This is a genomic window from Clavibacter sp. AC415, assembly GCF_979252985.1.
This window is the reverse complement of sequence record NZ_CEEDAR010000014.1, coordinates 17041-31177: the sequence shown is the minus strand read 5'-3', so window position 1 is coordinate 31177 and position 14137 is coordinate 17041. Positions and strand designations below refer to the sequence as shown.

Annotated in this window: 8 protein-coding genes and 8 pseudogenes; 2 read left to right on the top strand and 14 right to left on the bottom strand. The window is 76.2% G+C overall.

The window, feature by feature from the left end:
- Positions 1-10 precede the first annotated feature (10 nt).
- The gene (locus ACZ411_RS04890) at positions 11-1543 is read right to left on the bottom strand and encodes an AAA family ATPase (protein ID WP_464168922.1); all 1533 of its coding nucleotides are present in this window, start codon (positions 1541-1543) and stop codon (positions 11-13) included.
- Complete coding sequence (locus ACZ411_RS04885) at positions 1503-3746, bottom strand: chromosome segregation SMC family protein (protein WP_464168920.1); 2244 nt, start codon at positions 3744-3746, stop codon at positions 1503-1505. The genes ACZ411_RS04890 and ACZ411_RS04885 overlap by 41 nt, the downstream gene beginning before the upstream one ends.
- A gap of 166 nt (positions 3747-3912) precedes the next feature.
- Between ACZ411_RS04885 and ACZ411_RS04880 the strand changes: the two genes are divergently transcribed.
- Entirely contained in the window at positions 3913-4722 is an 810-nt protein-coding gene (locus ACZ411_RS04880) for a hypothetical protein (protein ID WP_464168918.1), read from the top strand.
- 25 nt (positions 4723-4747) lie between these two features.
- Positions 4748-5035 carry an N-acetyltransferase family protein gene (locus tag ACZ411_RS04875; protein ID WP_464168916.1) on the top strand — a complete coding sequence of 96 codons (288 nt, stop codon included), beginning with the start codon at positions 4748-4750 and terminating at the stop codon, positions 5033-5035.
- Positions 5036-5082: 47 nt separating this feature from the next.
- On the opposite strand, the pseudogene mutM reads toward ACZ411_RS04875, so the two are convergent.
- From mutM to ACZ411_RS04815, 12 genes and pseudogenes are all read right to left on the bottom strand, one after another.
- Positions 5083-6016: pseudogene (gene mutM, locus ACZ411_RS04870) on the bottom strand (bifunctional DNA-formamidopyrimidine glycosylase/DNA-(apurinic or apyrimidinic site) lyase).
- A 6-nt stretch (positions 6017-6022) separates the two neighbouring features.
- A pseudogene (gene rnc / locus ACZ411_RS04865) lies at positions 6023-6739 on the bottom strand (ribonuclease III).
- 25 nt (positions 6740-6764) lie between these two features.
- Entirely contained in the window at positions 6765-6968 is a 204-nt protein-coding gene (gene rpmF, locus ACZ411_RS04860) for a 50S ribosomal protein L32 (protein WP_464168914.1), read from the bottom strand.
- Between the two features lie 2 nt (positions 6969-6970).
- The gene (locus ACZ411_RS04855) at positions 6971-7546 is read right to left on the bottom strand and encodes a YceD family protein (protein ID WP_464169259.1); all 576 of its coding nucleotides are present in this window, start codon (positions 7544-7546) and stop codon (positions 6971-6973) included.
- 45 nt (positions 7547-7591) lie between these two features.
- Positions 7592-8058, bottom strand: a pseudogene (gene coaD / locus ACZ411_RS04850) (pantetheine-phosphate adenylyltransferase); the annotation flags it as partial.
- 25 nt (positions 8059-8083) lie between these two features.
- Positions 8084-10268 (bottom strand): annotated as a pseudogene (locus ACZ411_RS04845) (ATP-dependent DNA helicase RecG).
- An 862-nt stretch (positions 10269-11130) separates the two neighbouring features.
- Positions 11131-11196, bottom strand: a pseudogene (locus ACZ411_RS04840) (hypothetical protein); the annotation flags it as partial.
- A gap of 292 nt (positions 11197-11488) precedes the next feature.
- Positions 11489-11951: pseudogene (locus ACZ411_RS04835) on the bottom strand (TgpA N-terminal domain-containing protein); the annotation flags it as partial.
- A gap of 196 nt (positions 11952-12147) precedes the next feature.
- Positions 12148-12549, bottom strand: a pseudogene (locus tag ACZ411_RS04830) (transglutaminaseTgpA domain-containing protein); the annotation flags it as partial.
- A gap of 252 nt (positions 12550-12801) precedes the next feature.
- A complete protein-coding gene (locus ACZ411_RS04825; RefSeq protein ID WP_464168912.1) occupies positions 12802-13122 on the bottom strand; it encodes a hypothetical protein in 321 nt (106 codons plus the stop codon).
- Positions 13123-13405: 283 nt separating this feature from the next.
- A pseudogene (locus tag ACZ411_RS04820) lies at positions 13406-13633 on the bottom strand (DUF58 domain-containing protein); the annotation flags it as partial.
- Positions 13634-13700: 67 nt separating this feature from the next.
- Positions 13701-14135 (bottom strand): hypothetical protein, encoded by a 435-nt coding sequence (locus ACZ411_RS04815; protein ID WP_464168910.1) that lies wholly within the window; start codon positions 14133-14135, stop codon positions 13701-13703.
- Positions 14136-14137: the final 2 nt, after the last annotated feature.

Here is a 14137-nt window from a genome sequence, read left to right as displayed (position 1 = left end):
TAGCCGCGCGTCAGGGCGCGGCCGGCTCCGCTGCTGCGGCGGCGGCGGCACCGTGCTCGGCAGCATCCCGGCCCGCGGAGGGCGCCGCCGCGGGCTGGTCGCGGCTGACCCGCTGGCCCACGACCGCGCTCACGCCGTCCTGCCGCATGGAGACGCCGTAGAGCGCGTCGGCGATCTCCATGGTGCGCTTCTGGTGGGTGATGACGATGAGCTGCGACGTGTCGCGGAGCTGCTCGAGGATCGTGAGGAGACGGCCGAGGTTCGCGTCGTCGAGCGCCGCCTCCACCTCGTCCATGATGTAGAAGGGGCTCGGCCGCGCGGTGAAGATCGCGATGAGCAGGGCCACGGCCGCGAGCGAGCGCTCCCCGCCGGAGAGCAGCGACAGGCGCTCGATGCGCTTGCCCGCGGGGCGCACGCTCACCTCGATTCCCGTCGTCAGCAGCTGGTCGGGGTCCGTGAGGTGGATGCTGCCCGTGCCGCCCGGGAAGAGGATCGGGAAGACGCGGTCGAACGCCTGGCGGGTGTCCTCGAACGCGTCGGCGAAGACGCCCTGCATGGTGCGGTCGATGTCGTCGATGATCGTGAGGAGGTCCGCCCGCGTCGCCTGGAGGTCGGCGAGCTGCTCGGTGAGGAAGAGGTGGCGCTGCTCCAGCGCGGCGAACTCCTCCAGCGCCAGCGGGTTCACGCGGCCGAGCTGCGCGAGCCGGCGCTCGGCCTCCGCGAGGCGCGCACGCTGCTCGTCGCGGTCGAAGGGGCGGGTGGGGCCGGGCGGGTCGTCGTCCGCGGCGGCGGCGTCGGCCGGGACGTCCCCTGCGGGGGCCCCGGGGTCCGGCTCGGCATCGGCGTCGTCCGCCTCGCCGCCCGCATCCGCGGCGGGCGTGCGCCGGCGCGGCGGCAGGGGCGCCTCGTCGGGCACCGGCACGTCCGGCCCATACTCGGCGACCAGCACCTCCTCCCCGAGGCCCAGCTCGCTCGCCGCGCGCTCGAGCAGCTGCGACACCTGCAGGCGCTTCTCGTAGATCTGCAGCTCCAGGCCGTGCACGTCCTCGGTGATCCCGTGGAGGCGCGCCCGCAGGTCGGCCTCCTCGCGGCGGAGCGCGGCGAGCTCGGCGTTCCGGCCGGAGCGGGCCTCCTCGGCGCGCGCGAGCACGAGCCGGGCCTCGGTCGTGCTGCGGGCGGCGGCGCGCACGACGGCCGGCAGGGCCTCGGTGACGGACGCGGCCCGCGCGATCTGCCGCCGGCGGATGACCTGGCGGCGTGCCGCCTCCTCGGCGGCGGCCCGCTCCGCGGCGAGCCGGCGCTCGAGGGCGACCGTGCGCTCCTGCTCCGCGCGGACGCGCTCGCGCGCGGTCTCGACCTGCAGGCGCGCCTCGATCTCCGCCTCCCGGGCGGCCTCCCACTCGGCGACGAGGGCGTCGCGTCCGCTGGCGTCGAGCACCGGCCGCGGTCGGGACCGCGCCTCGTCGAGCGAGCGGCGCGCGGCGTCGGACGCGGCCACGGCCTCATCCACGGACGCGCTCGCGAGGTCGAGCCCCCGCTGCACGCGCGCGAGCTCCGCGGCGGCGGACTCGGCCTGGGCACGGGAGCGGCTGAGGCGCTCGGCGTGGGCGGCGAGGCGCGCGTCCGCCTCGCGGAGGCCACCGAGGGCGGCGGCGGCGCGCTCCCGAGCGGCGCGGAGGCGCTCCCGGCCGGCCGCGAGGTCGACCTGCAGGTCGTCGATGCGGGCGCGGACGCCCGTGAGCGTCGTCGCGGCGGAGTCGCGGGCCGCGACGAGCTCGAGCTCGGAGCGCGTGGCACCGGATCCGCCGCGCAGCACGTGCGCGGACACCACGTCCCCGCCGCGCGTGATCACGGTGGCGGGGGCGTCCGGCGCCTGCGCGAGCTCGACAGCCCGGGCCAGGTCGTCCACGACCACGACGCCCGAGAGGATCCGCCGGACCCCGTCGGGCGCGTCGACGACCGAGGCGATGGCGACGGGGTGCGCCGCCCCCCGCACCGCTCGCCGCGCCCTCGGGCGTGGCATCGGCGTCCGCGGACCCGGCGTCGCCCGCGACCACGACCTCGACGCGTCCGAGGTCGTCGTCGACGGCACGGCGGAGGGCCGCCACGGCGTCGTCGAGGGTCTCGGCGAGCACGGCGTCGGCGAGGGTCCCGAGCGCCGCGGCGACGGCGGCCTCGAAGCCCGGCCGGACGTGCACGTGCTCGGCGAGGAGCCCGCGGACGCCGGGGAGTCCGGCGGCGACGAGGTCGCTCGACCCGTCGCGCTGGTCCAGCGCGCTCGCGAGGGCCTGCTCGCGGGCGGACAGGGCGTCCCGCTCCCGCTCGCGGGCGTGCAGCTCCTCGCGCACGGCCTCGATGGCCGACTCCTCGCTCGCGACGTCGGCCTGCGCGTCCTCGTAGGCGCGCGTGAGCTCGGATCCGCCCTGCTCGTCGGCCTCGCCCTCGGCCTCCCCGCGCTCGCGCTCGGCCTCGGCGGCCTGCAGCCGGGCCCGCGCGGCGTCGAGCGCGTTCTGCTGGCGGAGGACCTCCCCGCGGACGGCGGCGAGGCGGGACCCCGCGGTCTCGGCGCGCCCCTGCAGCCCGGCGATCTCGAGGTCGTGGCGGGAGACGAGCGCGCTCTGGGCCTGGATCTCCTCGTCGAGCGCGTCGAGCGCCTGACGGGCTGCCGCGGTCGCCTGCCGCGCGGACGCCCAGCCCGCCTCCGCGACCGCGATGAGGGCGACGAGCCGGCCGGCCTCGTCGCGCGAGTCCTGCACCTGGGCGGGCGTGGTGCCCCCGGCGACCTCGGGGGCGTCCTCCGCGGATCCGAGGAGCGCGAGCCGCTGCTGCGCGAGGGACAGCAGGCTCCGCAGCCGCTCCTGGACCTGCTCCAGGGCGAACGCCGTGCGCCGCGCGCCGTCGACCTCGTCGCCCTCCTGCTCCTCGACGATGCGCGCGGAGCGGAGCACGGCCCGGTCGAGCCGCTCCTGCAGGACCATCCGCTCGGTCGTCCGCTCCTCCTCGGTGCGCGTGTGCTCCGCGAGGGCCCGGCGGAGGCCCACGACCTCGTCCGCGACCAGGCGCGCGCGGGCGTCCCGGACGACGGCCGCGACCGTCTGCGCCTGGCGCGCCACCTCGGCCTGCCGCCCGAGCGGCTTGAGCTGGCGGCGGATCTCCCCCGCGAGGTCGCTGAGGCGGGTGAGGTTGGCCTGCATGCCCTCGAGCTTCCGGAGCGTGCGCTCCTTGCGGCGGCGGTGCTTGAGGATGCCCGCGGCCTCCTCGATGAAGCCGCGCCGCTCCTCCGGGGTGGCGCGCAGCACGTTGTCGAGCCGGCCCTGGCCGACGATGACGTGCATCTCGCGGCCGAGGCCGGAGTCGCTGAGGAGCTCCTGCACGTCGAGGAGGCGGCAGGACGTGCCGTTGAGCATCGCGTACTCGCTGCCGCCGTTGCGGAAGAGCGTGCGCCGGATCGCGACCTCGGTGTAGTCGATGGGCAGCGCCCCGTCGGCGTTGTCGATCGTGAGCGTGACCTCGGCACGGCCGAGCGGCCCGCGCGTGGAGGTGCCGGCGAAGATGACGTCCTCCATCTTGCCGCCGCGGAGGGTCTTGGCGCCCTGCTCGCCCATCACCCAGGCGAGGGCGTCGACGACGTTGGACTTGCCGGATCCGTTCGGCCCGACGACGCAGGTGACGCCCGTCTCGAACTGGAACGTGGTCGGCTGCGCGAACGACTTGAACCCCTTGAGGGTCAGGCTCTTCAGGTGCACGCCCGTCGCCCTCCTCGCGTGGTGGTCCCGATCACGGTACCGGACGGGCCGGTCGCGGCCGGGAGCCGCGCGCGGGCGCGGCGTCCGGCCGCGCGCCGCCGCTAGCGTGGTGGAGCGCCGGCCCCCGCGGACGTGCGCGTCACCGCCACCGCCGAGGGAGCCGCCCATGCCGCACGACGCCGACGCCTCGCCCTCCACCGTCAAGGAGGTCCGCCCGCCGACCGCTCCGGGCGCCGCCGGGTGGGACGACTTCGTGGCGCTCACCGACGTGGTCAACCGCGCCCAGTCCCACGACCTCGGGCACGACGCGTTCGTCTGGCTGCCGGAGGAGCTCATCCCCGACTACGCCGACGTCGCCCACGTCCGGAAGCGCCTGCTCGCCGCGCGGGTGGACGGCCGGATCGTCGGCCGCGGGCTCCTCTCCACCTGGCTCAACGACCCGACCGCCGCACCTCCGACGTCGCCGTCTCGTGCTCCCCGGGCACCGGCGGCGCGGGATCGGCCGGGAGCTCCGGGAGCGCGTGGAGCGGATCGCCGTGGACGCGGGCTGCCGGACGCCACGGCCTTCACGATGCACCGCCCGGAGGCGGACGGGTCCCCCATCCCCTCGCCCACCGGGGTCGGCGCGGTCGGGGCGGACGACCCGTCGTCGCGCTTCGCGGTCGACGCCGGCTACCGCCTCGGCCAGACCGCGCGGGACGAGCGCGCTCGACACCCGGGAGGCCGCGCCGACGCTCGCCGCGCGCCTCTCCGACGCCCGCCGCGCCGCGGGCGACGACTACCGCGTGCTCTCCTGGGTCGATGCGACCCCGGAGCACCTGCTCGACGACCTCGCCGTGCTGCACACGCGCATGTCGACGGACACGCCGGCGGGCGACCTCCCGCAGGAAGAGGACCCGTGGGACCCCGACCGGATCCGGGATGCCGAGGCCCGGCGCGCGGCCGCGGGCCGCACGGGTCTCGACCACCGTGGTAGTCGAGCACGCGGCCACGGGCGCCTCGTGGGCTTCACCGAGATCGCCGTCTCCCCCAGCGGCCGGCGCTCCGACGGCCACGCCTACACCTACCAGCAGGACACGCTCGTGCTGGCCGAGCACCGCGGTCACCGCCTCGGCATGCTCCTCAAGGTCGAGAACCTGCGCCACCTGGCACGTGAGGCGCCCGAGGTCGACCGCGTCGTCACCTGGAACGCCGACGAGAACCGGCCGATGCTCGCGGTGAACGAGGCCCTCGGCTTCCAGCACGTCGCCACGAGCGGCTGGCTGCGCGCCGTCGACGACGCACGCTGACGTCACGTCGTGCCGCGAGGGCGTCCCTCGCGTGTCGCCCGAGCCGCTCAGGCGACGGCGACGTCCGGGTCGGGCAGCGCCTGGCAGCGCGGGCAGAGGTGGGATCCGCGGTTCAAGGCCTCGCGGGACGATCGGCGTGCCGCAGCGGGGGCACGGCTTCCCCTGCTGCCCGTAGGCGTTGAGCGAGTGCGAGAAGTAGCCGGACGCGCCGTTCACGTTGACGTACTGCGTGTCGAAGCTCGTGCCGCCCTCGGCCAGGGCCCGCGCGAGCACGTGCCGCACCTCGGCGAGGAGCCGCAGCGCGCGGCCGCGCCCCAGGGCGTCGGTGGGGTGGGCGTAGTGGATCCGCGCGGCCCACAGGGCCTCATCGGCGTAGATGTTGCCGATCCCGCTCACCAGGGTCTGGTCGAGGAGGGCCCGCTTGATGCCGGTGCGCCGCCGGGCGAGCCTCGACAGCAGCTCCTCGTCGTCGAAGGCCGGGTCGAGCGGGTCGCGGGCGATGTGGGAGACCTGCGTCGGCACGAGCGCGACGTCCGAGCCCCGCCCGCCGGCGTGCCCGTCGGGCGTGGCCACGAGCCGGTCCACGGCCATGGACCCGAAGATCCGCTGGTCGACGAACGCGACGACGAGCTCGCCGTGCGCGGGGTGCTCGATGCCCATGCGGATGCGGAGCAGCCCGTCGGGGTCGGATCCCGGCTCGCGGAGGAGCACCTGCCCGCTCATGCCGAGGTGGGTCACGAGCGCGCGGGGACCCGTCCCGTCGCGTCCGGCATCGGGTTCCAGCGGGAGCCACATGAACTTGCCGCGGCGGACGGCGGAGGTGATGACCCGGTCGACGAGGAGCTCCGCGAACGCGCCCTCAGGGGGGTCGTGGCGCTTGAGCGAGCGGGCGTCGAGGATCTCCACGCCCGTGATGCGGGCGCCGGACACGGCCGGCGCGAGGCCGGCGCGGACGACCTCGACCTCGGGGAGCTCGGGCACCGCGGGTCAGGCCGTGGTGCGCGCCTCGAGGCGGGTCCACGCCTCGAGCGCGGCCGTCATCTCGGCCTGCTTCTTGCTGGATTCCTCGCCCGTGGTGCGCACGGCCTCGCCGACGGAGACGACGGCGTGGAAGCGCTTGCTGTGGTCGGGACCGCTGTCGCTCACGTCGTAGACGGGCGCGGGCAGGCCCTGGCGCGCGGCGGACTCCTGCAGCGCCGTCTTCGGGGTCGATGGCGGCGCCGAAGCGCGCCGGGTCCTCCAGGAGGGGCGCGACGAGGCGCAGCACGAGGCCGGTGGCGGCCTCTCCCCCGGCGTCGAGGTAGCAGGCGCCGATGATGGCCTCGACCGTGTCGGCGAGGATCGACGACTGGCGCGGCCGCCCGTCAGCTCCTCGCCCCGGCCGAGCAGCAGGTGCTCGCCGAGCCCGATGCCGGTGGCGACCTCCGCGAGGGCGACGCTCGAGACGAGGCTGGCACGCCGCTTGGCGAGCTCGCCCTCGTCGAGGTCGGGGTTCTCGAGGTAGAGCATGACCGTGACGGCCTGCCCGAGGATGGAGTCGCCGAGGAACTCGAGGCGCTCGTTGTGCGGGATGCCGCCGTGCTCGTACGCGTACGAGCGGTGGGTGAGCGCGAGCTCGAGGAGCTCGGGGCTCACGTCCACGGCGAGGAGGCGCCGGAGCGCGTCGCGGTCGCCGTGGACGCGGGATCCCGTGGTGCCGGTCATGTCCGACGTCCCGTGCGGGCGTCGACTAGACGTCGGCGACCTTGCGGCCCTTGTACTCCATGTACAGGGGCGTACCGGCGGCGTCCTCGATCACGCGCGCACGGTGCGGCATGGAGTAGACGACCTTGCCGTTCTCGATGGTCTTGACGAGCGCTGGAGCCTCGGCCTTCCACTGCGAGCGGCGCGCACGCGTGTTGGATCGGGACATCTTCCTCTTGGGTACGGCCATGACTAACTCTCATCTCTCTGCGTTTCGGTGTCGGCGCCTTCACGCGCCGCACCGCTGTCTTCGGAAGCTCGGAAGCCGGACAGGGCTGCCCAGCGCTGATCGATCTCGGGCTCCGGGTCGGAGTCCGCGAGGACCAGGCTGATGCCGGGACCCAGATCGAGATCGAGGTCCTCGCCCGGCACTTCGGGCTGGAACGGCAGTGACAGCACCACCGCATCCCGGATGACCGGCTCCAGGTCCACGTGCTCGTCCTGGACCTGGTAGTCGAAGGCTTCATCACGAGAGTACGCGAACATCTCCGCGAAATCGACCTGGACACGCTCCTGCATGTCGGCGAGGGTGCGCGCGGACTGGCCGTCGGCCACCGTGTCGACCTCGCCCGTGGCGAGGATGCCGTCGTGGAGGGACTCGAGGCGGACGTGGCGCTGCTGCATCTCGCGGCCCGCGGGGACGGCGATCAGGCCCTCCCCCATGCGCTCGGGGAGGTCGATGGTCAGGTCGAGCTCGCGCATCTCGCCGGGGCGGTGCACGATGTCGTGGACGTGCACCGTGAATGGGGTCTTCTGGAACCTGGACACCCGTACACGGTACAGGTCGTCAGCCGGCCCGTCGGTACGGCCAGACGCCTCCGCGACGGCCGCCGGCACGTAGGGCGCGACGTCGCCCCCGAGGGCCTCGACCTGCCGCACCAGCGAGCTCGACACGTGGGCGTGCGCGGGATCCGGGAGCAGCAGCACGGTCTCGACGTCCGCCAGGTCGCGGTTCACGAGGGCCATCGGCGTCTCGTACGTCACGTCGAGCTGCGAGCGGACGCCCTTGACGAGCACGGTCGCGCCGATGCGCCGGCAGTAGTCCACCAGGAGACCGGCTCCCCAGGAGTCGACGCGCACGGTGGCCGGGAGGCCAGCGTCCCGGATCACCCGCTCGATGAGCGCCACGCGCTCCGCGAGCGGCAGCATCGGCGTCTTGCCGGGGTTGTGCACCACGAGGACCACGAGCTCGTCGTAGAGGCGGGCGGCCCGCCGCACGATGTCGAGGTGGCCGAGCGTGACGGGGTCGAAGGATCCGGGACGACGGCGATCCGCTGCATCCCGCCAGCCTACGGCCGGCCCCGGTCAGTTCTCGTCGAGGAAGGCGCGCTCCTCGTCGTCGAGCCGGCGGGCGAGCGCCCGGGCGAGCGCGGGGTGGCCGTCGAGCGTCGGCGACGCCTCCAGGACGTCGTGCGCGTGCTCCCCGCGCGGACTCGATGAGGTCGCCGTCCTGGGCGACGCGCAGGAGCCGGAGCGACGAGCGGCCGCCGGACTGGTTCGTGCCGAGCACGTTCCCCTCCCGGCGGAGCTCGAGGTCGACGCGCGCGAGCTCGAAGCCGTCGAGGGTCGCCGCGACCGCGTCCACGCGCTCCCGCGCCACCGTCTCCGGCTCCGCGTGGGTGACCATGAGGCAGAGGCCGGGGACGCCGCCCCGGCCGACGCGGCCGCGCAGCTGGTGCAGCTGCGAGACGCCGAAGCGGTCCGCGTCGAGGATCACCATGGTCGAGGCGTTCGGGACGTCGACGCCCACCTCGATGACGGTCGTGGCGACGATCAGGTCGATGTCGCCGGCGGAGAAGGCGCGCATGACGCGGTCCTTTCCTCCTCCCGACATGCGGCCGTGGAGGACGGCGCGCCGGACGGACCCGAGCCGCGGGTGGGCGGCGAGGAGCGCGTCGACCTCGGTGACGGTGGCGAGGGCGGGCCGCGACGGCGCGTCGGCGGCGCCGTCCGCGGCGTCCTCGTCCTCCGCGTCGGGATCCTGCGGATCGATCGCGGGGCACACGACGAACGCCTGGCGCCCCTTGTGGATCTCCTCCGCGGCTCGCTCCCAGACCCGCTCGATCCACGCCGGGTGCTCGTGCAGCGGCACCACGAACGACGCGATGGGCTGGCGGCCGCTCGGCAGCTCCGCGATGGTCGAGACGTCGAGGTCGCCGAACACCGTCATGGCGACCGTGCGCGGGATGGGCGTGGCGGTCAGCACCAGCACGTGCGGCGGGGTCCCGCCCTTCCGGCGCAGGGCCTCCCGCTGGTCGACGCCGAAGCGGTGCTGCTCGTCGACCACCACGAGCCCCAGGTCGAGGAACTCCACGCGGTCGCCGAGGAGCGCGCGCGTGCCGACGACGATGCGCGCCTGCCCGCTCACGATGCGCAGCAGGGCGCGCTTCCGCTCCGCCACGGGAGCTGACCGGTGAGGAGCGTCGGCATGAGCTCGGCGGCGAGGTCCGGCCCGAGCGACGCGGTCAGCGAGCGGAGGTGCTGGCTCGCGAGGACCTCGGTGGGCGCCAGCAGCGCCGACTGGCCGCCCGAGTCGGCGACCGCGAGCATCGCCCGGAGCGCCACCAGGGTCTTGCCGGAGCCGACCTCGCCCTGCACGAGCCCGGTTCATCGGCCAGGTGCGCGCCATGTCGGCCGCGATCTCCTCGCCGACGAGGCGCTGGTCGCCCGTGAGCTCGAAGGGGAGCTGCGCATCGAGCCGGGCGAGCCGGCCGTCGGGGACGGGGACCCGCGGGGTGGCGGCGAGGGCGCGGGCCGCCTGACGCCGCTGGAGCAGGGCGGTCTGCAGGACGAAGGCCTCCTGGAAGCGCAGGGCGTCGCGGCCGCGCCGCCAGTCGACGTCCTTCCCGGGACGGTGCACGCCCTCGAGCGCCGCGCGGAACGGCAGGAGGCCGCGCTCGGCGCGCACGTCCGCCGGCACGGGGTCCTCGAGGTCGGCGACCGCGTCGAGCGCGAGCGCCACCGACTTGGCGACCTGCCAGCTCGCCATCGACGCCGTGGCCGGGTAGATGGGGATCGGCATCTCGGCCCACCGCCGCGCGGCCGCGTCGGGCTCCCCGCCCGAGAGCTCCCGGACCCTCGTGCGCGTCGAAGAGCTCGTAGTCCGGGTGCGCGAGCTGGAGCGCGCCGCGGTAGTCGCTGACCTTGCCGGCGAGATCCGCGCAGCGCCCGGCACCAGGTCCTTCGCGCGCCAGGCCTGGTTGAAGAAGGTGAGGGTGAGGAAGCCGCGGCCGTCGGTGATCCGCACCTCGAGGATGCTGCCGCGCCGCGCCCGCATGGGCCGCTCCCGGACCTCGCGCACCTCCGCGACGATGGTGGCCTGCTGGTCGACCGGCAGCTCGGCGAGGGCGGTCAGCTCCCCGCGGCGGGCGTAGCGGCGCGGCAGGTGCTCGAGCAGGTCGGCGACCGTGCGGAGGCCGAAGGCCTTCTGCAGCACCCCGGCGGTGCGGCCGCCCACGACGCCCGCGAGCGCGGCGTCGGATCCCGTCATCCCTCGAGTGTACGAGGGGCGTCCGACGCTCCCGGCCCGGCGGGCGTCCCCGCGGGCGGGTCGGCGGGCGGGTCGCCGTCGACCCGGGGCCGCCGCCGCACCAGCGAGCGCGGGGCGGCGACGGCGAGCACGCGGTCGAGGCGGCCCGCGCGGGCGCGGAGAGCGTCCCCCAGCGCGACGAGGGCCGCGGCCTGGCTCGCCCCGGCCACTGCGTCGACCGGGGCGTCGGCGCGGGCGAACCGCTCCCGCTCGCGGACGCCGACGAGGAGCGCCACCGGGTCGGCGAGCGACGCGTCGTCGGCGGCGAGGCGGTGGCCGAGCGCGCGCGGCGACTCCGTGTCCCGGATCCGGACGCCGAGGTCCACCGCAGAGTCCTCGGCCTCGCGCCAGGCGCTGCCCGCGGGCGCGTCGCCGGCCGCGAGGGCCCGCAGGCGACCGGCGCGACGCGCGCGGCGCACGAGGGCCGGCACCGCGAGCAGGGCGAGCGCGAGGAGGACGAGGGCTCCCGCGCCGAGGGCCGCCCAGGGGATGCGGACGGCGGTCGCGCCGCTCGCGCCGGGCGCGGCGGACGAGGTGGGAGCCGGGGTCGCGGACGGCGTGGGCTCCGCCGCCTGGCTCGGCGTCGCCGACGGCGTGGGAGCGGTGGTCGGCGCCGCGGAGGGCTGGGCGTACGGCGCGGCCTGGCCGCGCCCGGGGGTGGGCTCGAAGGCGATCCAGCCGACGCCCGAGAAATACAGCTCCGGGCCACGAGTGCAGGTCGTGGGATCCGCACCCGGTAGGTCACCTGGTCGCCGTCGCGGCCGACCTCGTCCCCCGGCAGGTAGCCGACGGCGACGCGCGACGGGATCCCCGCCTCCCGCGCCATGATCGCCATCGCCGACGCGAAGTGCACGCAGTACCCCGAGCGCGCCTGCAGGAACTCCCCCACGACATCCACGCCGCTGCTCGTCGTAGCCCTGCTCGACGGGCGCCTCCTCCGAGTAGCGGAACTGGCCGCCGGTGAAGAAGTCCTGGAGCGCGAGCGCCTGGTCGAAGGGCGAGACGATGCCGTCGAGCACGTCGGCCGTCGTCGCGGCGACGATGTCCGGGGTCCCCGTGGGGATGTCGAGGTACGGCCGCAGGTCGCCGTCGGTCGCCGCGGGGACGGCGGCCAGCTGCTCGGGCGTCGGGCGCGGGAGCTCCGACCGCACCGTGTAGCTCTGGTCGCGGCTGTCGGAGTCGGACGAGCGGATCGCGAGGCCCTGCTCCGACCACCGCCACGAGCCCTCGAGCCCGTCGACGCTGCGGGGCGCGTAGGGCGCCGGCAGCCAGGCGCTCGACGAGCCCTCCACCTGGACGCCGGTGTCGACCTCCTCGACGGGCACGTCGGATCCGGCACCGAGGTCCGGTCCGATGGCGTCGACCGTGTTGCCGTCCGGCGGCCGCAGGGGCGACGGCGCCCACCTCGCCCTCGAAGCGCGACAGGGTCGTGACCTTGAAGTAGAGCGGCGTCTCCGTGGCCGTCGTGTAGCGCAGGGCCTCGACGTCCACGGGACGGCGGAGGTCGTCGCCGAGGTCGAGGATGGGGTTGACGACGCGCGAGCCGCCCTGCCCGGAACCGGACGCCGCGGGGAACGTGGCCGACGTGAGGCCCGGGACGACGGCCGGCGCGACGAGCGAGATGACGACGGCTCCGGCGGCCAGGGCGCCCGCGGAGACGAGCGCGGCCCGCGCGGATCCGGGTGGACGCGCGGACGACCGGGGGCGGCGGACGGGCGGCGCTCGGTCCGGGCCTGCCGAGCAGCCCGGATCCGCGCCAGCCGCCCTCCCGGTCCGATCCGCGGGCGTCGGCGGCGAGCACGCCGAACCACGCCAGCGCCGTGATCGCGAAGGACGCGACCGAGAACTCGCCGGCGAGGACGGCGCCGGGGACGGACACGAGGACGAGGAGCGGGAGGCCGGTGATCGCGGGCAGGCGGAGCACGTGCGCGAGGACGTCGAGGACGACCGCGAGCGCCCCGACGGAGGCCACGATGACGAAGACGATGGACGCGAGCGGCGGGACCGGGGCCGAGCGCCGGTAGATCTCGTCCCCGGCCTGTTCGCCGACGGCGAGGAGCGTGCGCAGCGTCTCGGGCGTGGGCACGACGCCCAGCACGGCGGTGCGGCCGGCGAAGACCAGGGTGACGAGGAGCACGAGGACGACGAGCGCGCCCGCGGAGGCGAGCAGGCGCGGGACGCCGGCGGCACGCAGGAGGGCCGCGGAGCCGAGGACGGCCGCGACGACGAGGATGCACAGCACGAACCAGGCGCCGGGCTCGACGAGGATGTGGAGGCTGCCTGCACCCGCGAGGAGGGCGACGCCCAGCGCGGCGGTGAGCGGCCAGCGGGCGGCGGCGCGACCCGAGCCGCGTCCGCCGTCCCCATGCTCCGCCGCGTCCGCCGCCCGCGCCGCGGGGGCGCCCGGCGGGACCGCCGATGCGCTCGCCCGGGAGGGGCCGCGGCTCGACGCCCCAGGCCTGGCGGCCACCGAGGCCGACGGAGTCGAGGTCGGTCATCGCGCCATCTCCTCGGTGCGGCTGGCGCGCCAGGCGTCGGCGGGGTGCGTGACCTCGTCGAGGACGACCGTGTGCCAGCCGGCGTCGCGGAGGATGCGCTGCGCCTCCGCGTCGTCGCGACCGCCGACGCGGCCGGTCGCGGCGAGGAACGCCACCGCGGGACGGCATGCCGCGCCGAGCCCGGCGAGCCGATGCGCCTCGTGCTCGTCGAGGTGCCCGAGGACCGCGTGGACCGGGACGGCGCGGCGGCTCCGGCGGAGGTCGGACAGGACCTCCTGGACGCCGTCGCGCTCGGGGTCGACGGCCGCGGGACGCACCTCGGCGAGGTGCAGCAGGAGATCCCCCTCCGCGGCGGAGTCGCCGGGCGGGAGGGCGCCGGGCGCCGGCGGATCCGCCCGCCGTCTCCACGAGCTGCACCGAGTACCCGCCGCGCTGCAGGTGCACGCCGATCGACGCGGCGAACGACACCGCGCGCTCGAAGGCGCGGTCGCCGTCGACGTCCGAGTCCGGGTCGGAGTCCGAGTGGAGGGGGAAGCCCGCCGCCCGGGTGTCGAGCAGCACGAGCGACCGGGGGCTGGAGCGCTGCTCCTCCTGCCGCACCATGAGCTCGCCGTGGCGGGCGGTGGCGCGCCAGTGGACGCGGCGGAGCGGGTCGCCCGCCCGGTACTCGCGCGTGCCGAGGTCGTCCTCCCCGCCGTCCGCACGGCGCTGCACGCGCTCGGACTCGCCCTCGGACGAGACCTGCCCGCCCGGCTCGGCCTCGAGGTCCGCGACGCGCGGCGTGACGACGAGCCGGGAGGTGCCGCCCCCGACGTGCCGGAGGACCATGAGGCGGAAGGGGTCGTGCTCCTCCACCGCGAGCGGCCCCACCTCGTGGAGGCCGCGCGCTCGGGCGTCAGGTCGTACCGGAGGACCGGACGGGCCGAGGACCGGCGGGATCCGCGCGCGAGCCTCGCTGGGACGGCAGCTCCGCCGGCGGGGTGGCGCCGTCGGGGCCCGGCACGAGGTCGACGGCCCACGCACGCGGCGTGGGCAGCGGGCCGACGTTCGCCACGGAGACCGTCACGGTGGTCGGCGTGCCCGACTCGACGACGTCGGCGGTGAAGGTGCGCTCGACGTGCAGGCGGACCCGGGCGACCACCAGCCAGACAGCGGCCAGCAGCGGGAGGGCGAGGAGCGCGACGCCGATGAACACGAACTCGCGTCGCCCCGCGATGAAGGCGCCCGCGAAGGCGGCGACGCCCGCGGCGAGCAGGGCGATGCCGCGGAGGGTCGGGTGCGGGACGGCCTCGATGCCGATCCGGCGCATCAGGCGCGCGAGGGGCGGCACGG

Bases quoted from the DNA above. Each gene is read 5' to 3' on its own strand.
- rpmF (WP_464168914.1), bottom strand. From the start codon at position 6,968: ATGGCCGTACCCAAGAGGAAGATGTCCCGATCCAACACGCGTGCGCGC.
- ACZ411_RS04880 (WP_464168918.1), top strand. From the start codon at position 3,913: ATGCCGCACGACGCCGACGCCTCGCCCTCCACCGTCAAGGAGGTCCGC.